Source organism: Pseudomonas sp. UBA7530 (assembly GCF_002479365.1).
Lineage (GTDB): Bacteria > Pseudomonadota > Gammaproteobacteria > Pseudomonadales > Pseudomonadaceae > Aquipseudomonas.
The window spans coordinates 1,082,060-1,101,298 of sequence record NZ_DLMS01000001.1 but is presented as its reverse complement, the minus strand read 5'-3'; the positions used below and the strand labels follow the sequence as shown (position 1 = coordinate 1,101,298).

At 62.9% G+C, this 19,239-nt stretch carries 20 protein-coding genes; 6 read left to right on the top strand and 14 right to left on the bottom strand.

Annotated elements, in window-relative coordinates; genetic code table 11:
• The 5 genes from rsxC to metG form a co-directional block, all read right to left on the bottom strand.
• The coding region (rsxC, locus tag B2U07_RS05300) for an electron transport complex subunit RsxC (protein ID WP_296276151.1) at positions 1-1,879 on the bottom strand (1,879 nt) is incomplete at its 3' end.
• Positions 1,876-2,451, bottom strand: a complete 576-nt coding sequence (rsxB, locus tag B2U07_RS05295) for an electron transport complex subunit RsxB (protein ID WP_197855256.1) — start codon at positions 2,449-2,451, stop codon at positions 1,876-1,878. The genes rsxB and rsxC, both read right to left, overlap by 4 nt.
• On the bottom strand, positions 2,448-3,032 hold the full coding sequence (rsxA, locus tag B2U07_RS05290) for an electron transport complex subunit RsxA (RefSeq protein ID WP_275544446.1): 585 nt from the start codon (positions 3,030-3,032) through the stop codon (positions 2,448-2,450). The genes rsxB and rsxA overlap by 4 nt, the downstream gene beginning before the upstream one ends.
• Before the next feature lie 122 nt (positions 3,033-3,154).
• A complete protein-coding gene (locus B2U07_RS05285) occupies positions 3,155-3,922 on the bottom strand; it encodes a DUF4349 domain-containing protein (protein WP_275544447.1) in 768 nt (255 codons plus the stop codon).
• Between the two features lie 21 nt (positions 3,923-3,943).
• Positions 3,944-5,980 (bottom strand): methionine--tRNA ligase, encoded by a 2,037-nt coding sequence (gene metG, locus B2U07_RS05280; protein WP_275544448.1) that lies wholly within the window; start codon positions 5,978-5,980, stop codon positions 3,944-3,946.
• A gap of 160 nt (positions 5,981-6,140) precedes the next feature.
• Here metG and apbC point away from each other — a divergent pair, with 160 nt between their 5' ends.
• A complete protein-coding gene (apbC, locus tag B2U07_RS05275) occupies positions 6,141-7,229 on the top strand; it encodes an iron-sulfur cluster carrier protein ApbC (RefSeq protein ID WP_275544449.1) in 1,089 nt (362 codons plus the stop codon).
• 406 nt (positions 7,230-7,635) lie between these two features.
• On the opposite strand, the gene B2U07_RS05270 is transcribed toward apbC, so the two are convergent.
• On the bottom strand, positions 7,636-7,845 hold the full coding sequence (locus tag B2U07_RS05270) for a cold-shock protein (RefSeq protein ID WP_013714598.1): 210 nt from the start codon (positions 7,843-7,845) through the stop codon (positions 7,636-7,638).
• A gap of 300 nt (positions 7,846-8,145) precedes the next feature.
• Here B2U07_RS05270 and dcd point away from each other — a divergent pair, with 300 nt between their 5' ends.
• The 3 genes from dcd (at position 8,146) to B2U07_RS05255 (ending at position 9,645) form a co-directional block, all read left to right on the top strand.
• On the top strand, positions 8,146-8,712 hold the full coding sequence (gene dcd / locus B2U07_RS05265; protein ID WP_013714599.1) for a dCTP deaminase: 567 nt from the start codon (positions 8,146-8,148) through the stop codon (positions 8,710-8,712).
• 71 nt (positions 8,713-8,783) lie between these two features.
• On the top strand, positions 8,784-9,347 hold the full coding sequence (locus B2U07_RS05260; RefSeq protein WP_275544450.1) for a hypothetical protein: 564 nt from the start codon (positions 8,784-8,786) through the stop codon (positions 9,345-9,347).
• A gap of 64 nt (positions 9,348-9,411) precedes the next feature.
• The gene (locus B2U07_RS05255; protein WP_275545350.1) at positions 9,412-9,645 is read left to right on the top strand and encodes a hypothetical protein; all 234 of its coding nucleotides are present in this window, start codon (positions 9,412-9,414) and stop codon (positions 9,643-9,645) included.
• A gap of 56 nt (positions 9,646-9,701) precedes the next feature.
• On the opposite strand, the gene nadE is transcribed toward B2U07_RS05255, so the two are convergent.
• Genes nadE through B2U07_RS05240 form a run of 3 tightly spaced genes read right to left on the bottom strand, consistent with a single transcriptional unit; the run spans position 9,702 to position 12,380 of the window.
• Positions 9,702-10,529, bottom strand: coding sequence for an ammonia-dependent NAD(+) synthetase (nadE, locus tag B2U07_RS05250; protein WP_275544451.1), 828 nt, complete (start codon positions 10,527-10,529; stop codon positions 9,702-9,704).
• Positions 10,530-10,539: 10 nt separating this feature from the next.
• A complete protein-coding gene (pncB, locus tag B2U07_RS05245) occupies positions 10,540-11,739 on the bottom strand; it encodes a nicotinate phosphoribosyltransferase (RefSeq protein WP_275544452.1) in 1,200 nt (399 codons plus the stop codon).
• The gene (locus B2U07_RS05240; RefSeq protein ID WP_275544453.1) at positions 11,736-12,380 is read right to left on the bottom strand and encodes a nicotinamidase; all 645 of its coding nucleotides are present in this window, start codon (positions 12,378-12,380) and stop codon (positions 11,736-11,738) included. Before B2U07_RS05240 ends, pncB begins: the two co-directional genes overlap by 4 nt.
• A 142-nt stretch (positions 12,381-12,522) precedes the next feature.
• Between B2U07_RS05240 and B2U07_RS05235 the strand changes: the two genes are divergently transcribed.
• Entirely contained in the window at positions 12,523-13,215 is a 693-nt protein-coding gene (locus B2U07_RS05235) for an NUDIX domain-containing protein (protein ID WP_275544454.1), read from the top strand.
• Between the two features lie 266 nt (positions 13,216-13,481).
• Here the strand turns inward: B2U07_RS05235 and B2U07_RS05230 are convergent, their stop codons facing one another.
• From B2U07_RS05230 to B2U07_RS05215, 4 genes are all read right to left on the bottom strand, one after another.
• A complete protein-coding gene (locus tag B2U07_RS05230) occupies positions 13,482-15,995 on the bottom strand; it encodes a penicillin acylase family protein (protein WP_275544455.1) in 2,514 nt (837 codons plus the stop codon).
• Between the two features lie 99 nt (positions 15,996-16,094).
• Positions 16,095-16,559: a DUF2489 domain-containing protein gene (locus tag B2U07_RS05225; RefSeq protein WP_197855266.1), complete on the bottom strand. Its 465-nt coding sequence runs from the start codon at positions 16,557-16,559 to the stop codon at positions 16,095-16,097.
• Between the two features lie 7 nt (positions 16,560-16,566).
• On the bottom strand, positions 16,567-16,761 hold the full coding sequence (locus B2U07_RS05220; protein ID WP_197855267.1) for an SEC-C metal-binding domain-containing protein: 195 nt from the start codon (positions 16,759-16,761) through the stop codon (positions 16,567-16,569).
• Between the two features lie 17 nt (positions 16,762-16,778).
• Positions 16,779-17,276 (bottom strand): LEA type 2 family protein, encoded by a 498-nt coding sequence (locus B2U07_RS05215; protein WP_197855268.1) that lies wholly within the window; start codon positions 17,274-17,276, stop codon positions 16,779-16,781.
• Positions 17,277-17,468: 192 nt separating this feature from the next.
• Here B2U07_RS05215 and B2U07_RS05210 point away from each other — a divergent pair, with 192 nt between their 5' ends.
• Positions 17,469-18,023, top strand: coding sequence for a hypothetical protein (locus tag B2U07_RS05210; protein WP_275544456.1), 555 nt, complete (start codon positions 17,469-17,471; stop codon positions 18,021-18,023).
• A 57-nt stretch (positions 18,024-18,080) separates the two neighbouring features.
• Here B2U07_RS05210 and B2U07_RS05205 read toward each other — a convergent pair whose 3' ends face one another.
• Positions 18,081-19,196: a hypothetical protein gene (locus B2U07_RS05205; protein WP_275544457.1), complete on the bottom strand. Its 1,116-nt coding sequence runs from the start codon at positions 19,194-19,196 to the stop codon at positions 18,081-18,083.
• Positions 19,197-19,239 lie beyond the last annotated feature (43 nt).

The following is a 19,239-nucleotide window of genomic DNA, read 5'->3' as shown; positions in this document are numbered from 1 at the left end:
CAGTCGGCACAGGCGCCTGTTCCTGCTGATCGGCCAGCGCCTTTTCGGCGGCTTCAAGCTGCTGGCGCACGCGGGCGATCTCGGCTTGTTGATCGTCGTCCGGTGTTTCGATCTTTTCCAGCTTGCGCAATTGAGCCTTGAGCATGGCCGCTTCGATCTTGGCTTTCTTCAGCGCTTCGTCGCCGGCGGGCTTGGGCGCAGGGGCTGGTGCAGCTGCCTGTGCATCGGCCAGGGCCTTTTGTGCGGCTTCGGCAGCAGCGCGTAGCTCGGCGACCTGTGCCTGCAGTTCGGGAGTGTCGTGGGCGGCCAGCTGTTTCTCGGCTTTCTTCAGCGCAACTTGGGCCATGCTGGCTTCGATCTTGAGCTTCTTCAGCGCCTCATCGGCCGGCGCCGCTGCCGCAGCAGGAGGCGCTTCGGCCTGTGCCGCCTTGGCGCGGGCGGCTTTTTCGGCGCGGGCCTTGCGCTCGGCTTCCTTTTGTTCCTCGGCGCGGCGCAGGCGCTCCTGGCGTTGCTCGAAGCGCTGTTTGGAGTGTTCGGCTTTAAGCTGTTTTTGCTCCAGATCGCGAATTTCCGCCTTAGCCACGCGGTAGTACTGCACCAGTGGAATGCTCGATGGGCAGACGTAGGCGCAGGCGCCGCACTCGATGCAGTCGAACAGGTTGTGCGCCTTGAGCTGTTCGTGCTCCTGGCCCAGGGCGAAGAAGTGCAGTTGCTGCGGCAGCAGACTAGCCGGGCACGCCTCGGCGCATTCGCCGCAGCGGATGCAGGGCATGGCCGGCGGTGGTGGTGGCAGTTCCGCGGCGGTGCTGGCCAGCAGGCAGTTGCTGGTCTTGATCAGCGGTACATCGAGACTGGGCAGAGTAAAGCCCATCATCGGCCCGCCCATGATCAGACGATTGAGTTTACTGGTGTCCAGCCCGGCGAACTGCAGCAGCTCGCCCACCGGCGTGCCGAGCAGCGCCTCGACATTGCCCGGACGCGCCAGCGCTTCGCCGGTGAGCGTGGTGATGCGCGAGATCAGCGGTTTGCCCAGCAGCACGGCGTCGTGGATGGCCACGCAAGTGCCAACGTTCTGGCAAAGGATGCCGATATCGGCCGGCAGGCCGCCGCTTGGAACTTCAACGCCGGTGAGAATCTGGATAAGCTGTTTCTCACCGCCGGAGGGGTACTTGGTCGGAAACACCCGTACCTGATAATCGCGGCCGACACAGGCAGCGCGCACGGCGGCGATGGCCTCGGGCTTGTTGTCCTCGATACCGATCAGCACCTGCTCGGGCTGGATCAGCTGCATCAGGATATCGATGCCAGAAACCAGCTCGCCGGCGCGCTCGCGCATCAGCACGTCATCAGCGGTGATATAGGGTTCGCATTCGGTGCCGTTGATGATCAGCGTGTGGATCTTCTGCGTCGGCCGTGCGGTGAGTTTCACCGCCGTGGGGAAACCGGCGCCGCCCAGGCCGCTGATGCCGGATTCGCGGATCAGTGCCAGCAACTCGGTCGACTCCATATGCCGGTAGTCGCCATGCGGCGTGAGTTCGATCCACTCATCCAGACCGTCGCTGTCGATGACGACAGCCGGCGCCAGCATGCCGGAAGCATGGGGATATGGCTGCGGGCCGATAAAGCTGACGGTGCCGGAGGTCGGGGCATGCAGCGGTGCGCTGACGAAGCCGTTGGCATTGGCGATCTTCTCGCCCTTGCGCACCCGTTGGCCGACGACAACGCAGGGCTCGGCGACTGCACCGATATGCTGGCCGAGCGGCAACACTAGGCGCTTGGGCAGCGGGGCCTGCTGGATCGGCGTGCGGTTGGACAGCTCCTTGCGCTCCGCCGGATGGATGCCGCCCGGGATATCCCAGAACTTTTCCTGCACCGTCATGCCGCCTGCTCCCGGTCACTGGCGATCAACTGGCCGGGTGCCAGCGGCTTGTCCCATTTCCAGCTCTGCACGCTGCTGCCGACTTCGATCATGTCGATGCAGTCCACCGGGCAGGGTTCGACGCACAGGTCGCAGCCGGTGCATTCGCTGACGATCACCGTATGCATCTGCCGCGCCGCGCCGACGATGGCGTCCACCGGGCAGGCCTGGATGCACTTGGTGCAGCCAATGCACTCTGCTTCGCGGATAAACGCGACCATCTGCGGCTTTTCGCCTTCCACCGCGTCCAGCGGCTCGGGCTCGACATCCAGCAGGTCGGCCAAGGCCTGGATGGTCGCCTCGCCGCCGGGTGGGCACTTGTTGATCTTGTCGCCGCCGGCGATGGCCTCGGCGTAGGGCTTGCAGCCCGGATAACCGCACTGGCCGCACTGGGTCTGCGGCAGCAGGGCGTTGATCTGCTCGGCGATGGGGTCACCCTCGACCTTGAAGCGCACGGCGGCGAAACCGAGGATGGCCCCGGCGATCAGGCACAGCGTGAGCAGGGCGAGGACGGCGACCAGAACCAGGCTCATAGCTTGATCAGCCCGGAGAAGCCCATGAACGCCAGCGACATCAGCCCGGCGGTGATCATGCCGATGGCCGCGCCCTGGAAGGATTTCGGCACGTCGGCGATGGCGATGCGCTCACGCATGGCGGCGAACAGCACCAGCACCAGGGAGAAGCCCAGGCCGGCGGCAAAACCATTGGCGGTGGCAGTGATGAAAGTGAACTCGGCCTTGTTGGCGTTGAGCAGGGCCACGCCGAGGACGATGCAGTTGGTGGTGATCAGCGGCAGGAAGATGCCCAGCACTCGATAGAGCAGCGGGCTGGTCTTGTTCACCACCATCTCGGTGAACTGCACCACCACGGCGATCACCAGAATGAAGCTGATGGTGCGCAGGAATTCCAGGTCCAGCGGCTTGAGCACGTACTGCTGCACCAGGTAGCTGCACATGGCGGCCATGGTCAGCACGAAGGTGGTGGCCAGGGACAGGCCGATGGCGGTCTCGATCTTCTTCGACACGCCCATGAACGGGCACAGGCCGAGGAACTGCACCAGCACGAAGTTGTTGACCAGGATGGCGCTGACCATGATCAGGACGAGTTCGGTCATCGGGTTGCCGTCGAATGCGCAAAGGACTTAGGAAAAGGGCGCCTATTATCGGGAAGCGGCCCTGGCCATACAAGCCGGATGCGGCGAATTGCCTGCCATTGACGGCCTTTATTCGGCCTCGGTCAACGGCCGGTCAGGCGTCTCCACAGCTTGCGCAAGCCCAGCGCTACAGGGAACAGCACGATCAGGAAGGGCAGGCTGTAGCCGATGAACTCGATCAGGTTGGCGGTGCCTTCCGCGAGGTTGTCGGTGAGGCGTGAAAAAGCTTCGCCGATGCGGCCCAAAGGCGAGCTTTCGTAGGGGCTGCTGAAGCTAAGGGTCAGCAGGTTGGTATCCAGGCGCCGTTGTTGTTGGGCCGCTTCCTGGGCGATGGCCTGCAGTTGTACCTCCAGTGCTGCCTGCTCTCGGGCCAGCGCCAGCAGGTCGGCCACGGCCAGATCGTCGCGTTGTTCGAACTGCTGCAAGGTCCGTTGCTGGCGCAGCAGTTGCTCGTGCTGACGACGATTGTCGCTCACTGCCTGGGCCAGGTCCTCGGCACGAGTGCTGCGGCTGACCAGCTCACCGCCCTCGCTGGCCAGGGCGGTGATGGCCTCGACCCCGTCGGGCACGATACGCAGAGTGAGGTCGCCACGCGGCGCATGGTCGCTGCTTTGCTGTGCGGCGATCAGGCTGCAGGCGCCGAAACGCTCGCTCAGGCAGGCTTCGCGGGTGGCGGCGATGCGTTCGCCGATCTGCTCGGCGGCCAGTTCTATGCCGATATGGTGCTCATAAGCCAGGTAGCTGCCAGCCTGGTTGCGTTCACCCTGCAGGGCGCCACCGAGCGGGGGCCCCGATTGCTCGGAGCAACCGGCCAGTGCGGCCAGCAGCGTCACTACCATCCATGGCTTCATCCGTGCCTCCTGGCGTTTGGCTTATTTGACGCGTTGGCCCGGCTTGGCGCCGCTGTCGGGGCTGAGCAGGTAGATTTCCTCGCCACCGGGGCCGGCGGCCAGGACCATGCCTTCGCTGATGCCGAATTTCATCTTGCGCGGCGCCAGGTTGGCGACGTACAGGGTCAGGCGGCCTTCCAGCTTGCTAGGGTCCGGGTAGGCGGACTTGATGCCGGAGAACACGTTGCGCTTCTCGTCACCGATATCCAGCGACAGGCGCAGCAGCTTGTCGGCACCTTCGACGAACTCGCACTTCTCGATCAGGGCGATACGCAGGTCGACGGCGGCGAAGGCGTCGAAGTTGATCTCGGCGGCCAGCGGATCTTTGCTCAGTTCGCCATTGCCTTGTGGCCTGGGCGCTTCGGCGGCCAGGTCTTCCTTGGAGGCTTCGGTCATGGCTTCGATCTTCGCTTGTTCGATGCGGGTCAGCAGCGGGTTGAACGGGTTCAACTGATGATTGGCCAGCGGCAGCGACAGGTCGGCCCAGGTTTGCGGCTTCACGTTGAGGAAGGCTTCGGCGTCGGCAGCCAGTTTCGGCAGCACCGGCTTGAGCATGATCACCAGCTGACGGAACAGGTTGACGCCCAACGCACAGATTTCCTGCACCTCGGCCTGCTTGCCTTCGACCTTGTTCAGAGCCCAGGGCGCCTTGTCGGCGATCCAGGCGTTGGCGCGGTCGGCCAGTGCCATGATTTCGCGCATGGCGCGGGAGAAATCGCGCGCTTCGTAGGCCTCGGCGATGCTCGGCGCGGCGGCCTGGAAGGCGTCCCACAGCTCGGGCTCCGGGTTGGCGGCGACCAGCAGGCCATTGTTGCCCTTGTGGATGAAGCCGGCGCAGCGGCTGGCGATGTTGACCACCTTGCCGACCAGATCCGAGTTGACCTTCTGCACGAAGTCCTCGAGGTTCAGGTCGAGATCGTCCACGCCACGGCCCAGCTTGGAGGCGTAGTAGTAACGCAGGTATTCCGGGTTCAGGTGATCCAGATAGGTGCGCGCCTTGATGAAGGTGCCGCGCGACTTGGACATCTTCTGCCCGTTGACGGTCAGGTAGCCGTGCACGTTGACTGCAGTCGGCTTGCGGTAGCCCGCGCCTTCGAGCATGGCCGGCCAGAACAGAGCATGGAAGTTGACGATGTCCTTGCCGATGAAGTGGTACAGCTCGGCGGTGGAATCCTTGCCCCAGAACGCGTCAAAGTCCAGCTCCGGGCGTTTGCTGCAGAGGTTCTTGAAGCTGGCCATGTAGCCGATCGGCGCGTCCAGCCAGACGTAGAAGTACTTGCCCGGCTCGCCGGGAATCTCGAAGCCGAAGTAGGGCGCATCGCGGCTGATGTCCCACTCCTGCAGGCCGCCATCGAGCCACTCGGCGATCTTGTTGGCCACCGCTTCCTGCAGGGCGCCGGAGCGCGTCCACTGCTTGAGCATGGCTTCGAAGTCCGGCAGCTTGAAGAAGAAATGCTGCGATTCCTTGAGCACCGGCACGGCCCCGGAGATGGCCGAGCGTGGGTTCTTCAGTTCGGTCGGCGAATAGGTGGCGCCGCATTTCTCGCAGTTGTCGCCGTACTGATCCTCGGTGCCGCATTTCGGGCACGTACCCTTGATGAAGCGGTCGGCGAGGAACATGCCCTTCTCGGGGTCGAAGTACTGGGTCACCGCGCGAGTGGCGATATGGCCCTTGTCGCGCAGCGCCAGGTAAATGGCCGCCGACAGCTCGCGGTTCTCCTCCGAGTGGGTGGAGTGGTAGTTGTCGAAGTCCACGCCGAAGTCGGCGAAGTCGGCCATGTGCTCGGCGCGTACGCCATCGATCAATTGTTCGGGGGTGATGCCTTCTTTCTCGGCGCGCAACATGATCGCCGAGCCGTGGGCGTCGTCGGCGCAGACGTAGATCGCCTGATTGCCACGCAGTTTCTGGTAGCGCACCCACATGTCGGTCTGCACGTACTCGAGCATATGGCCGAGGTGGATGGAGCCGTTGGCATAGGGGAGGGCGCTGGTAACGAGAATCTTGCGGGCTTCGGTCATGGTGATCGGCTGCACTGGTAAAACGAGGGAAGTCGACAACTATAAGGGAAGCGACAAGCTTCAAGCTACCTGCGGCAAGGAAAAGCGCATGCTGCATTGCCCGGGAAGGCTGCTGTTATGATGAGGGCCTGTTTTTCTGTCTGCCTTCTGGAGTTCTTGCATGAGTGCCGTCACCCGCGAAGCGGTCGAAGCCTGCCTGCGTCAGTTCACCGACCCCCATCTCGAGCAGGACCCGGTCAGCGCCGGCTGCCTGCGTGAAGTCGACATCCAGGGTGCGCGCGTCGCCGTACGTCTGGAGCTGGGCTACGCCGCCGGTCTGTTCAAGAATGGCTGGGCGCAGATGCTGCAGATGGCGCTGGAGAACCTCGAAGACGTGGACGGCGCGCGAGTGCAGGTCGATTGCGTGATCGACTCGCATCAGGGTCAGGCCCAGGTGCCAGCGCTGGCCGGGGTGAAGAACGTGATCGCTGTGGCTTCGGGCAAGGGCGGCGTGGGCAAGTCCACCACGGCGGCCAACCTGGCGCTGGCGCTGGCCCGCGAGGGCGCGCGCGTGGGTATCCTCGACGCCGATATCTATGGGCCCAGCCAAGGCATCATGTTCGGTATCGCTGAGGGTACGCGGCCGGAAGTTCGCGAACAGAAGTGGTTCGTGCCGCTCGAAGCTCATGGCGTGCAGGTGATGTCCATGGCCTTTCTCACCGACGACAACACGCCGATGGTGTGGCGCGGGCCGATGGTCAGCGGCGCCTTGCTGCAACTGATCACCCAGACCGCCTGGAACGATCTTGATTACCTGGTGGTGGACATGCCGCCGGGTACTGGTGATATCCAGTTGACCCTGGCGCAGAAGGTGCCGGTGGCTGGCAGCGTGATCGTCACCACGCCGCAGGACCTGGCCCTGCTCGATGCCAAGAAAGGCGTGGAGATGTTCCGCAAGGTGCACATCCCGGTGCTGGGTGTGGTGGAAAACATGGCGGTGCACATCTGCTCCAACTGCGGCCACGCCGAGCACCTGTTCGGTGAGGGCGGCGGCGAGAAGCTGGCTGCGCAATATGGTGTCGAGCTGCTGGCCTCGCTGCCGCTGTCGATGGCCATCCGCATGCAGGCCGATGATGGCAAGCCCACCACCATTGCCGATCCGGAAAGCCAGATCGCCATGATCTATCAGGACCTGGCGCGCAAGGTCGGCGCGCGTATCGCCCAGGCTGGCAAGCCGGCGATGCCCAGCATCGAGATCAGCGAGGACTAACAGCAGCCGCGCAGCGGCCCTCTGATGCCCCTCTCCCGCTTGCGGGAGACGACTGCATGGATGCAGGAGGTAGGGCGGCGCAGGAGCCAAAGCCGAGGGTGCCCGAAGGGCGGGAGAGGGCGATGCAGGCGACTTCGGTGGTTCGGCTCATCCTCCCCGCTTGCGAGGAATGACTGCATGATGCGGAAGGCAGGGCGGCTCAGGAGCCAAAGCCGAGTGCGCCCGAAGGGCGGGAGAGGGCAACGCAGGCGACTCGGTCCTGGCGTGACGAAGCCCACTCCGATCCCGCTTCTGTAGGAGCGGGATCAGCCGCGATTTCGCGGATAAATCCGCTCCTACAAGGCGTGCAACACCCATAAAAAAGCCCCGCACTAGGCGGGGCTCTTTTCAAGCAGGGTAGTACAGGTTAGATAACCTGAACTTCCTCAGCCTGCATGCCTTTCTGGCCACGGGTAGCCACGAAGGAAACCTGCTGGCCTTCCTTCAGGGTTTTGAAACCGTCGCTCTGGATGGCTTTGAAGTGAACGAAGAGGTCGTCACCGGATTGCGGGGTGATGAAGCCGTAGCCTTTCTCATCGTTGAACCACTTAACGGTGCCAGTCTGACGATTGGACATGTGATGTCTCCTAACAAAAGTAATAACAGCCCTGGAAAAGCCCAGGCCGGGACTGAGTGCAACGAGTACTAGGAGTCGGACGATGTTTGGATCGAAATCTAGGCATCTAGTAGCGATTCGCGGTGACACATGCAGCACAGTGGGCACACCATACGTGTTTTTATCGTCGAGTGCGAATAGTCGATGCAGCTTTTTTGCAAATAATGATTGGTGGGCGCGGCGGCAATCTTTGAAGCGTGGCGCCGGCATCGGTAAGATGCGCTCACTTTTCCAGTAACCGCCCACTCAGGACACCTCGCCATGAGCATCAAATCGGACAAGTGGATTCGCCGCATGGCCCAGGAACACGGCATGATCGAGCCGTTCGTAGAGCGTCAGGTGCGTGGCGCCGACGCCAGCCGGGTGATTTCCTACGGTGTGTCCAGCTACGGCTACGACGTGCGCTGCGCCGACGAATTCAAGGTGTTCACCAACATCCACTCGGCTGTCGTCGACCCGAAGAATTTCGACGAGAAGAGCTTCGTCGACATCAAGAGCGACGTCTGCATCATCCCGCCGAACTCCTTCGCCCTGGCCCGTACCGTCGAGTACTTTCGCATTCCGCGTGACGTGCTGACCATCTGCCTGGGCAAGAGCACCTACGCGCGTTGCGGTATCATCGTCAACGTCACGCCGCTGGAGCCGGAGTGGGAAGGCCACGTGACTCTGGAATTCTCCAACACCACCAACCTGCCGGCGAAGATCTATGCCAACGAAGGCGTGGCGCAGATGCTGTTCCTGCAGTCTGACGAGGCCTGCGAGGTCTCCTACCGTGACCGCGGCGGCAAGTATCAGGGGCAGACGGGCGTAACCCTGCCGAAAGCCTGATCAAGTCATGCGAACACCAGAAGCCGGGCAAAGCCCGGCTTTTTCATGAGCGAAAATCGGAGTCAGGGAACATGACCATCAACACGATATTGAAGCGGGCCGTCTTTTTCTCTCTGCTGCTTGCATGTCTGTCAGCTCGCGCCGAGCTGCAGGTGTATTCGGGGAGCAATGTGTTCGGCCTGGCGCCCACGGCGTCGCCAGCGGATTTTGCCATGACCCTCGGCCAGCCCAGCGCGGAGTTGCCGCTGCATGGCGAGCGCCGCGGCCTGCTGTATGGCAACAGCCTGATGCTGGTGTTCGCCGGTGACCGCTTACGTGAAGTGCGTTGCTGGCTGGTGCCGCGTTTCACCGGTGATCTCTATCTGGGCTGGTTGCAGGAGGTGCCTGCTCGCGCCGGACTGGAGGGCTTCGTGCTGGATGATCGGCTGCGCCTTGGCATGTCGCGTGAAGAGGCCGAGTCGGCGCTATCAGGACTGGAGGGTTCGGCCGACCAGAATTCGGCAGTGGCGATCAAGCAGGAGCAGCCGATATGGCTGGGCTTTGGCCGGGCCGACAATCATGCCCAGGCCGAGGACGGCGAGCCGCAGGTGCTGGTATCGCTCACCGTACATTTCGACGCCCAGCCTGCCCGATGAAAGTTGGAATTAGTGCCTGACGGCGCACTCTACCCTCTGCAGTCCATTCAACGAGGGTAGAACCATGTCCGTTTCAGCTTTTACCTTGATCTCCAGCGGGATTCGGGCTGGCGATATTCCGGGCCAGCCGCAGCCCGATGTTCCCGATCAGCCCGGCAAACCCGTGCCACCGCAGGAGCCGGGCGAGCCGACGGTGCCGGATCAGCCGCCACCTGCGCCGGTGGCCCAGTGTCGGCCGCGGGAGGTGTTCGAACGCTGTGCCTCACCGGCAGAACGCATCGCCGGCGAGTCGCATTGAGCCGCTGCACAGATGAAGAAGCCGGGCCGTGCCCGGCTTCTTTTTGCCTGCATGGATCAGGGCGCCAGCGGTAGCTCGCGTTTGTGACGCGAGGCGTCATAGGTGCGCACGATGGTGGCGTAGGCTTCGTCGCTGACCTTCTCGCCATGCAGGAAGGCGTCGATCTCGGCGTAGGTCACGCCGTGGGCTTCCTCGTCCGGTTTGCCGGGGCGCAGTTCTTCGAGGTCGGCGGTGGGCGTTTTCTTCACCAGATGCTCCGGCGCGCCCAGATGCGCTGCGATAGCGCGCACCTGGTGCTTGACCAGGCCCGACAGCGGGGCAAGGTCACAGGCGCCGTCGCCGAACTTGGTGAAGAAGCCCATCACCGCCTCGGCGGCGTGGTCGGTGCCGATCACCAGGCCGTTGCTGGCATTGGCGATGGTGAACTGGGCGACCATGCGAATACGTGCCTTGACGTTGCCGACCACGAAGTCGCGACGGGCTTCGCTCAGCTGTTGCAAGTGGCTGACCTGTTGGGCCAGGCCATTGACGCTGTCGGCAATGTTGACGGTGCTGACCTCATCGGCGCCGATGAAGTCCAGCGAGGCCTGAGCGTCGTGTTCGTCATGTTGGGTGTTGTGCGGCAGGCGCACGGCAATGAAGCGATAGTCGGCGTCGCCAGTCTCGGCACGCAGCTCTTCGACCGAAAGCTGAGCCAGGCGCCCGGCCGTGGTCGAGTCCACGCCACCGCTGATACCCAGCACCAGCACCTTGAGGCCGGACTGCTTGAGGGTGTTCTTGATGAAGGTCTTGCGCCTTTCGATTTCGGCGCTCAGCGCAGCGTCGTCGGCGAATGGCGGTACCACGTCGAGGGCGGCGGCGATTTCGGCTTGGCGGTTGCTCATGTCTGGCTCCTCACTGGTTCACGCGAAATACGTGTTTCAGGTAATGGACGAAGTTCTCGTCGCGGCATTGGGTCTTGCCGGGGGTATCGGAAATCTTCGCCACTGGCTGACCGTTGCAGGCGATCATCTTGATCACGATGTTCATCGGCTCGACGCCGGGGATGTCGCAGGTCAGGTTGGTTCCGACCCCGAAGCTTACGTGGATTCGCCCGGAAAGTGCACGGTAGAGCCGTAGCGACTTGGGTAGGTCGAGGCCGTCGGAGAACACCAGGGTCTTGCTCTTCGGGTCGATGCCCAGTTTCTCGTAGTGGGCGATGGCTTTTTCCGCCCACACCAGCGGGTCGCCGGAGTCGTGGCGCAGGCCGTCGAACAGCTTGGCGAAGTACAGGTCGAAGTCGGCCAGGAAGGCGTCCATGGTGATGCAGTCGGTCAGGGCGATACCCAGCAGGCCACGATACTCGCGCACCCAGCAGTCCAGCGCGGCGATCTGGCTGTCGATCAGGCGCGGGCCGAGCTGCTGGTGCGCCATCAGCCACTCGTGGGCCATGGTGCCGATGGGCTTGAGGTCGAATTCACGTGCCAGATGCACGTTGCTGGTACCGACGAAGCGCCCGGGGAAATCGCGTTTGAGGATGTGCACCGCCTGCTCCTGCACGCGGTAGGAGAAACGCCGGCGGGTGCCGAAGTCGGCCAGTTGAAAACCTGCCAGTTCGCTCGACGAAGCCTCGGCCTTGAGCCAGTCGAGCTTCTCGTACAGACGCTCGGCAGCCTGCTCCAGCAGCACCTCACGGTAGCGATAGCGGTTGCGCACCTCGCTGACGATGGCCAGCAATGGCACCTCGAAGAGGATCACGTGCAGCCAGGGGCCGCGCAGGCGGATGTTCAACTGGCCGTCTTCAATGCTGGTGTGCACATAGCGCAGATTGAAGCGGAACAGGCTGAGGAAGCGAATGAAGTCCGGCTTGATGAAGGGGATGCTTTCGAGGAAGGCGAGCTGATCGACGCTCAGGCTGAGCTCGCTCAGGCGTTCGATCTGGTAGCGAATCTCGGCCAGGTAAGGCGTCAGATCCTCACTGCTGCGGCAGCGGAACTCCCATTCCACCTCGGCGTTGGGGTAGTTGTGCAGCACCGCCTGCATCATGGTCAGCTTGTAGAAATCGGTATCCAGCAGGTTTTGCACGGTGCGGTCGGCGAAGATGCTCTCGCTCATCGCAGGTTCTCCTTGGCTATGACGCTGTCCAGCTGTTCCAGGCTGGCGGCAAGTGTGATGCCGTGCTCGCCCATGGCGATACAGGCAGTTTCGGCGGTTTCGCTGGCGATGGCTCGGCAGGCCGGCAGATACACGATCACCTCGAAGCCGGCGCGGCGCAGTTGCAGTGCGGTGGTCTTGACGCAGTAGTCCAGCGCCAGACCGCCGACCAATACAAGGTCGACGCCATTTTGCCGAAGAAATTCGATCACGCCCGTGCTGCGCTTCTCGGCCAGGTCGTGGTAGCAGGCGCCGTAAGGATGCAGGTCGGGTTCCACGCCCTTCCACACGAAGAAGTCATAGTCCAGCGGCGCCGGCAGGTCGTCGAGCAGTTCGAAGCCGGGAGTGCCGGGCACGCAGTGGCTGACCCAGGTCAGGTCGGCATTGGCCAGCGGCAGCGCTTGCAGCATCTGCGCGTGGTCCGGCACCACCCAGGCGGCTTGCGGGCTATGGGCGTCCTTGCTGCCGATGCGCAACTGAGCGCGCGCTGCCAGCTGGTTCAGTGCCGGGACGATGGCGTCGCCCTCGGGGACTGGCAGCTCATTGGGGCAAAGTGGGGTGAAGCCTTTCTGGGCGTCGACGTCGAAGCTGGCGATCTTCATGGTGCGCCTCCTTACTGCGCTTGGGTGACTACATATTTCATCTGATGAAATATGTAGTCAAGCGTTTTTACCAATTCTTGCGTGAAAGAAAGCGAATTATTGGTCAAGATGAAATAAGTCCATAACGGAGGCGAATGGAAGGATGAGTGCAGTGGAAGTACTGGCCGGGGTGGATATCGTCGCCCTGCGCCTGAGCGAAGAGGGGACGTTGCAGGTGCTGCTGCTGCGTCGCCAGCGCGAGCCCTATATGGGACAGTGGGCGCTGCCAGGCGTGCTGGTCAATGGTCGTTGCGCCGATGCCAGCCTGGATGCCGCCGCCGCTCGTGCCCTGGCGGACAAGGCGCGTCTGCAACCGCATTACCTGGAACAGGTGACGACGGTGGGCAACGGCGTGCGTGATCCGCGTGGCTGGTCGCTGAGCACCTGTTACCTGGCGCTGCTGGCGCCTGACGTCGTGCCGCAGGATGAGAATCTGCAGTTCGTCGAACTGGCCGCCGTCACTTCCGCGCAGCAGGCGTTGCCATTCGATCATTCGCAACTGGTGCGTCTGGCGGCCGAGCGTCTGCGCGGCAAGTCGGTTTACAGCTCGCTGCCGCTGTATCTGCTGGCGCCGCGCTTTACCGTGACCGAAGCGCTGGCGGCATTCCAGGCTTGCCTGGGCGAGCCGGTACAGCACACCACCTTGCGTGGACGGCTGGAGCGGATGAAGACCCAGGGTTGGATCGGTGAGACCGGCGAGAAGAACTACCCGAAGATGGGGCGACCGCAAAACCTGCTGGAGCATCGCCCGCTGGCGACCGAAGTGTTCGTCTTCGACCGCAACCTGCTGGCCTAGGAGCCTTCGTTTATCCGTAGCGACCAGGGTGGGAATAATGCGGGCAAAAAAATAGGCGCCAGAGGCGCCAGGGGAGCATTTCAACCGATGCATAGGTTCTGAGCCTGCTTCGGTGAGAAAGTTCAGTCAGTGATGCAAAAATGCCACCTTTTCTGCAGGCAAAAGAAAAGGCGCCAGGGGCGCCTTAAACGATGATCGATGGAGTAAGTCGATTACTCAGAGTCGAGCGCTGCGGGAATGGTTCAGCGCCGCCCGACGAACGGTCATCACTTGCCCGGCATCAGCAGCAGGCGCTGATTGCCGTAGACCTTGTCCAGATTTTCCGATTTGAACGGGAAGCTCATGTAGCCGCCCTTGAGCCATGACTCGATGCCGTCGGCATAGTGCGGGCTGGCCGGGTTACCGGATTGGCCCGAGCTGTTGACGCCGAGTAGCGGCTCGTCAGCGGCGAAATCCACCACGATACGCATTGCCGGGATCAGGAAGGTGTTGAAATCCTCGCCCCAGGCGTAGGCCGAGACGTTCAGCGTGCTGTGATCACCGCCTGCCGGATAGGGGCCGCGATCCAGATAACCCTTCAAGGCGTTGATGCTGGTGCGCTGGCTGGCGCTCATGTAGGGGGCCATGCGCGTGGTATCGGTCACCCACTCATAGCTGTGCAGCTTGCCCCATTGCCAGTTACGCCGCTCAGTGCCCAGGCGGCTTTCCAGCAGCTCGATGCTGGCGGCCAGGCTGCGCGCGAGGATGGACGGTTTATCTTCCTGCTCGGGGGTGCGGATGTCGTTCCAGAACGGGCTGTCGGCGCGGCCGAGCAGATGGTCGGCCTGCGCCGAATAGGAGGTGTTGGCGGTTTGTACCAGCGCCTGCCACGCCGGGCTGTCTTCCGGGCCCAGCTCGTCGAGGAAGATCTGCCGCGCGCTTTCATGCAGGAAGGCGCCGTAGATGGCGGCATCGGCGGAACTGGCGGTGAGTTTGCCGTCGAAGGCGAGCAGGCGTTTCAGTGCTTCATCGGCACGTGCGCGCTGACCAGCCGGCAGCGCCGCGATGGCCTGGCGCAGCGAGTCGTGCATAGCCGGGTCGTTGAACATGGCCTGCAGCTTAACGACGAAGGGGGACGTCTGATCGTACTGCATGGCGATCATGCTGCGGCCATCGTGACGGCCGTTGCCGGCCAGTTCGGCGATGCGCTCGGCACGCTCCGGGTAGTACCAGGAACTCGACAGCTGCATGCCATAGCCTGGCGGTACGCTGCGTTCGTTGGCGGTGCCCAGCCAGCCCTGCGGCGGGTCCTGATCGTAGGGGTGCAGCATCGGGTCGGCGAAGCCGTCCCAGGCGTAGCGCTCGTCCCAGCCCGGGGAGGGCAGCAGGCCGCGACCTTCACGGCGATTAGGGTAGCGACCGGTGACCTGCCAGCCGATGTGCTGGGCGTCGGCGAAAACGATATTGAGCGGCATGGCGCGGATCTCACGCGCGGCCTCGAAGGCCTGGTCCACCGACTGCGCACGCGACAGGTCGAAGAAGGCGTCGAGGCTCTTGTCACGCTCGAACTGCGTGGTCTTCAGCGCCAGACCGTAACCACTCTGCAGCGGCAGAGGTTGCAGCATGTGCTTGCGTTCGCCGAGCACCGAGTTGAGCAGCGGGCCATTGCGGGTCTCGTACAGCGTCTCGCGGATCGGCCGCTGGCCGCGGATGAAGAAGGTTTCCTGACGTTCGGCAACCGGCAGCCACTTGCCGTCTGCTTCGTACATCAGGCGGCTGCCTTCACGTTTGATGCGTTCCAGATAAATGTCCTGATTGTCGCCCATGACCATGGTCATGCCCCAGGCCAGCTTGCCGTTATAGCCGGCCACTACTGCCGGTACGCCCGCGAGTGACACGCCAGCAGCCTGGTACTTGGGTGAACGGATCTGCACGAAATTCCACAGCGACGGCATGCTCAGCGGCAGGTGGGTGTCGTTGGCCAGCAGGCTCTTGCCGCCGCGGGTTCGTTGCGGCGCGATGGCCCAGTTGTTCGAGGCGGCGACGCCGAGCATGTGTTGCTCGGCGATCTGCGCTGCCGTGCGGGAAATCGCCTGCAGACCGGGCAACTGTCCTTTGAGGTCGAGGCCGGCGAGCTTCTCCGCCTCGGCGAAGGGCAGCGGTTCGTCCGGGTAGATCGGCAGCAACCAGGGCAGCTTGTCGGCGCCCACCTGCTGGGCCATTGTCAGCGCCGCGATTTCTTCCTGCAGATTCACCGCCAGGCCGAAATTGAGCAGGCAGAACAGCAGCACCGAGTCCTCGGGCTTCCAGTATTCGGGGCGGTAGCCGGATTCGGCCAGGTCCATCGGCAGGCGATCACGGTAGCGGAACATGTAAGCGTTGACGCCGCGCGCATAGACCTCGAAGAAACGTTTCAGACGCGGCGAGGCGTCGGCATAGAGAATTTCCGCACTCTTCCTGAGGTCCACCGCACGCATGAAACGGTCCATTTCCAGCACGCCGGGGCCGGCCATTTCCGCCAGGCGGCCCTGGGCCAGCAGGCGCATGCCGACCATCTGGCTGAGGCGGTCACCGGCATGCACATAACCCAGGGCGAACAGGGCGTCGTGGAAGGTGCTCGACTCGATCAGCGGCATGCCAAGGGCGTTGCGTCGCACCGATGCGCTCTCGGCCACGCCCTGAATGCGCTCGACGCCGCGGGTGGGCGGCACGCTATCGGCATAACGGCTGTTGAGCAGGGACTGGCAGCCGGCAAGGCCGGTCAGGGAAGCAGCGAGAGTCAGGCAGGCCAGCGTGCGCATGGCGAATTTCCTTGGTGTGCGAACAGGCGAGGCCGATCGCATAGCAACCGGCCACAAAGGCGCCAAGGTAAAGAGGCTAATGGAGCCTGGCAAGAGGCCTCAGGCGTTTGCCTGAGACCCGTTGAGCCCCTCGTCCAGCAACCAGCGCGCGGCGATGCGTGCGGCGGCCTTGTGCTGCAGTTCCAGCTCGTTGAAGCGCTTCTCGAAGCGACGTCGCTCTGCCTTGTCCAGGGCTTTCCAGGCCGCGTGGGTGGGCACGTCGGCGGTGGCTTCGTAGAGCAGGTGGAACACCTGGCAGCGGCCGTCATTGCTCAGGCTGCTGTCGTAGTTGTCGAGCAGCACCTTGATGCGAATGGCGCCTTCTATCAGCGGCACTTGCTCGTCGAGCAGGCTGCTGGCGAGGATATTCAGATCGCCACCGAGGCGCTGCTGGCGCTCCTGCTGCGCTTCGTCGCGAGCGCGCTGGTTGGCCCATACACGGCGCCAAAGGTGCCAGGCATAGGCCGCCAGCGCTGCGATCAGCAGCAGGCCGGTCAATAGCAGGATGAGGGCCATGGCATCCATGCGCGGTTCAGGCGCCGTGGCACTTCTTGAATTTTTTCTGGCTGCCGCAAGGGCATGGGTCGTTGCGGCCGACATCCTTCAGCGCGTTGCGTACCGGCTCCTGATGGGCGTGGTTGCAGTGCGGACCGTGTACATGGCCGTGATCGTGATGATCGTGGTCATGGTTGCAGTCGGGACCGTGGATGTGGGGTTGGTTGCTCATGGTGTTACTCATGCTGGTTATTCGGAGATGAAATCGCCGGGAATTATCTCTCCATTGCGCGCCATGTGCACGCTGCGACCAAACAACATGCCGGTTTTCACTTGGCCCTTGAGGCTGTAGCGAATCGGTTCGTCGGGTTTTTCCAGCGCCTTGACGATCTGCCGCACGTGGCGCCAGAGGTTGGTGCGTACCGGCACATCGAAGGTGTGATGGCCATGGGCGGGCACGGTGAACCACTCATTGGAGTGGCCTTCGGCAAGCTGGATGCCATTGAGATGAACATTGTAGTTCAGCCCGCGCACCGGCAGGCTGACGCCATTGGGATTGTCGATTCGAAAGCGCAGGCTGAACTCCTGTTCGAGCAGCCTGGCCTTGATCACATCAACTTTGATGAGTTGGACGTCCGGGTCCTTGAAGTCACCTGTCATCCAGGTGGAGCATCCTGTCAGGCCTGAAAGCAGGCCGAAAAACATCAATAGGCTGATAATTCTTATCATTTGCGCCTGAGAAAACATTTCATACCCCCATTGCAGCCCAGTGTAACAAGCAAGCGCTCGGCTGCAACGGGTGAGCAAGTATTATTTTCAGGGTGATAACGTCGCAGTTTTGTGCAGTAGGTGTTCGTGATTGCATGGATGAGAAGCCTGCAGTGTCGGGGCAAGAGAACCTGCGCCATACTGAGCGGCGTATAGGACAGGAGTGTGACCATGAGTCGCTACGAGATCGCCTTCTCCGGGCAACTGGTGCCGGGAGCCCAGCCAGAACTGGTCAAGGCCAATCTGGCCAAGCTGTTCCAGGCCGATGCCCAGCGTATCACCCAGTTGTTCTCCGGGCGCCGCATCGTGATCAAGAACAACCTCGACGCCACTGCCGCAGAGAAATACCGTACGACCCTCGAACGGGCCGGTGCGCGTGTCGAGGTCGTCGATATGGACATGCTGATCGAGGAGGTCGAACTCGCGCCTCCGCCACCAGCCGAGCCGATGCCTGCTCCGGTGGCTGCGCCAGTTGCGACCAGGCCCGGGCGGCTGCAGGTCGCGCCGCGTGATGAATACATGGCGGCGTTCAGCGAGGTGGATGCGCCGGATTTCGGCATCGCTCCGGTAGGTAGTGATCTGCAGGACGCCAGACCCGACGCCGAAGCGCCGCGGGTCGACCTGTCGCAATTCAGCCTGGCGCCGGTGGGCAGCGATATGGGGCAGGCCAAGTCCGCGATTCCGGCACCCGCGCCGGACACCTCGCATCTGAAACTGCAGGAATGACCGCTGGCGGCGCCGTGAGCTGCACAGTCAGCCACGGCGTTTCTGCGTTGAGCGCGGCTAGCCCGCCTTGCACATGGCTTGCGCCTCCTCGGGTTTGAGATTGCGCACGCTGATGAAAAACAGTTCGCAGGTTTGCTGCGTCTCCGTCACCTGCCATTTCTGGCTGCAGCTACTGAGCATTTGCGCCGCATCGCGCGTCGGTTGCTGGCCCATGCCGGCCTGCCAGCAGGCCGCGCTCAGGTCCTGCCCCATGACCTTGATCCCCGCCGCGTCGGCCGCATCCTGGCTGCCTTTGTTGTTGCTCGGATCGGCGGCGTACCAGATATAGCTGGGATGGTTGGCGCCGAGTACGGAAACCTGCCGGCCGGCGCCTGCGTCGATCTGGCCCAGACCCAGCACCGGCAGGTTTACCCCGTATTGCTGCTTGATCCAGCTGCGCACCGGGCTGCCGAAAGCGACCATCGGCAGGCTGGCATTGTCCGAACCAGCACTGAGTTCGCTGACCATGCGCTGCTGATACTTGTTGAAGTAGCCATATACGCCTTCCAGAGCGCTGCCAGCACTGGCCGGAGCGGCGATGGGGGCGATGTCGACGATGGTCTGATAGGCCGGCGTCTGCTCGGGTGCGATGCCGTTGTAGCTGAGCAAGGCGGCCCAGCGGTCGGTGGTACTCGAACGCAGGTAATCCTGGGCCTGGGTCAGTGAATAATCCGGCGGGAAGTGCAGCAGCTCGACGCTCTTGCGGTTCTCCAGTGCCATGCCCAATGGCAGGAAGAAGTACCAGTTGTACTGCCACTTGCCGTCACGATTGAGTTGAGTGGCGCCCTGATAGGCCAGGTCGCCGGCATCGAGCAATTGCAGCAGGGGTTTGCCGTACTCGGCTGGCGTGCCCGTGAAGTGGGCGTGCACGCGATCCCCGTTGCGCGTGACCTGCACGCTGGCCTGAGGGTAGCCATCACGCGTCAGGCTCTGCTGCAGGTAATGTTCCACCGTCTGTTCCAGCGTCCAGTCGCGATAGCAGATCACGCTGCAGTTGTTCGGATAGGCGAACAAACGGCTGACGCGCTGGCTTTCCCCCAGATCCAGCGTTTCCCCTTGCAGCCCACCGGGCTGGTTGGCGCAGCCAATCAGCAGGCTGGCCAGGATAAGAGCGATACCACTTTTCTTGTGCATGACTTTCTCCTTGTTGAGCGTCCCCGCAGGACGATTCAACTCA

What these genes read in the sequence shown, in the direction of transcription:
- apbC (WP_275544449.1), top strand. Translation starts at nt 6,141, where the DNA reads ATGAGTGCCGTCACCCGCGAAGCGGTCGAAGCCTGCCTGCGTCAGTTC.
- B2U07_RS05225 (WP_197855266.1), bottom strand. Translation starts at nt 16,559, where the DNA reads ATGGATGCCATGGCCCTCATCCTGCTATTGACCGGCCTGCTGCTGATC.
- dcd (WP_013714599.1), top strand. Translation starts at nt 8,146, where the DNA reads ATGAGCATCAAATCGGACAAGTGGATTCGCCGCATGGCCCAGGAACAC.
- B2U07_RS05285 (WP_275544447.1), bottom strand. Translation starts at nt 3,922, where the DNA reads ATGAAGCCATGGATGGTAGTGACGCTGCTGGCCGCACTGGCCGGTTGC.
- B2U07_RS05210 (WP_275544456.1), top strand. Translation starts at nt 17,469, where the DNA reads ATGAGTCGCTACGAGATCGCCTTCTCCGGGCAACTGGTGCCGGGAGCC.
- B2U07_RS05205 (WP_275544457.1), bottom strand. Translation starts at nt 19,196, where the DNA reads ATGCACAAGAAAAGTGGTATCGCTCTTATCCTGGCCAGCCTGCTGATT.
- B2U07_RS05235 (WP_275544454.1), top strand. Translation starts at nt 12,523, where the DNA reads ATGAGTGCAGTGGAAGTACTGGCCGGGGTGGATATCGTCGCCCTGCGC.
- rsxB (WP_197855256.1), bottom strand. Translation starts at nt 2,451, where the DNA reads ATGAGCCTGGTTCTGGTCGCCGTCCTCGCCCTGCTCACGCTGTGCCTG.
- nadE (WP_275544451.1), bottom strand. Translation starts at nt 10,529, where the DNA reads ATGAGCAACCGCCAAGCCGAAATCGCCGCCGCCCTCGACGTGGTACCG.
- B2U07_RS05220 (WP_197855267.1), bottom strand. Translation starts at nt 16,761, where the DNA reads ATGAGCAACCAACCCCACATCCACGGTCCCGACTGCAACCATGACCAC.
- B2U07_RS05260 (WP_275544450.1), top strand. Translation starts at nt 8,784, where the DNA reads ATGACCATCAACACGATATTGAAGCGGGCCGTCTTTTTCTCTCTGCTG.
- B2U07_RS05270 (WP_013714598.1), bottom strand. Translation starts at nt 7,845, where the DNA reads ATGTCCAATCGTCAGACTGGCACCGTTAAGTGGTTCAACGATGAGAAA.
- rsxA (WP_275544446.1), bottom strand. Translation starts at nt 3,032, where the DNA reads ATGACCGAACTCGTCCTGATCATGGTCAGCGCCATCCTGGTCAACAAC.
- B2U07_RS05230 (WP_275544455.1), bottom strand. Translation starts at nt 15,995, where the DNA reads ATGCGCACGCTGGCCTGCCTGACTCTCGCTGCTTCCCTGACCGGCCTT.
- B2U07_RS05255 (WP_275545350.1), top strand. Translation starts at nt 9,412, where the DNA reads ATGTCCGTTTCAGCTTTTACCTTGATCTCCAGCGGGATTCGGGCTGGC.
- B2U07_RS05240 (WP_275544453.1), bottom strand. Translation starts at nt 12,380, where the DNA reads ATGAAGATCGCCAGCTTCGACGTCGACGCCCAGAAAGGCTTCACCCCA.
- pncB (WP_275544452.1), bottom strand. Translation starts at nt 11,739, where the DNA reads ATGAGCGAGAGCATCTTCGCCGACCGCACCGTGCAAAACCTGCTGGAT.
- B2U07_RS05215 (WP_197855268.1), bottom strand. Translation starts at nt 17,276, where the DNA reads ATGTTTTCTCAGGCGCAAATGATAAGAATTATCAGCCTATTGATGTTT.
- metG (WP_275544448.1), bottom strand. Translation starts at nt 5,980, where the DNA reads ATGACCGAAGCCCGCAAGATTCTCGTTACCAGCGCCCTCCCCTATGCC.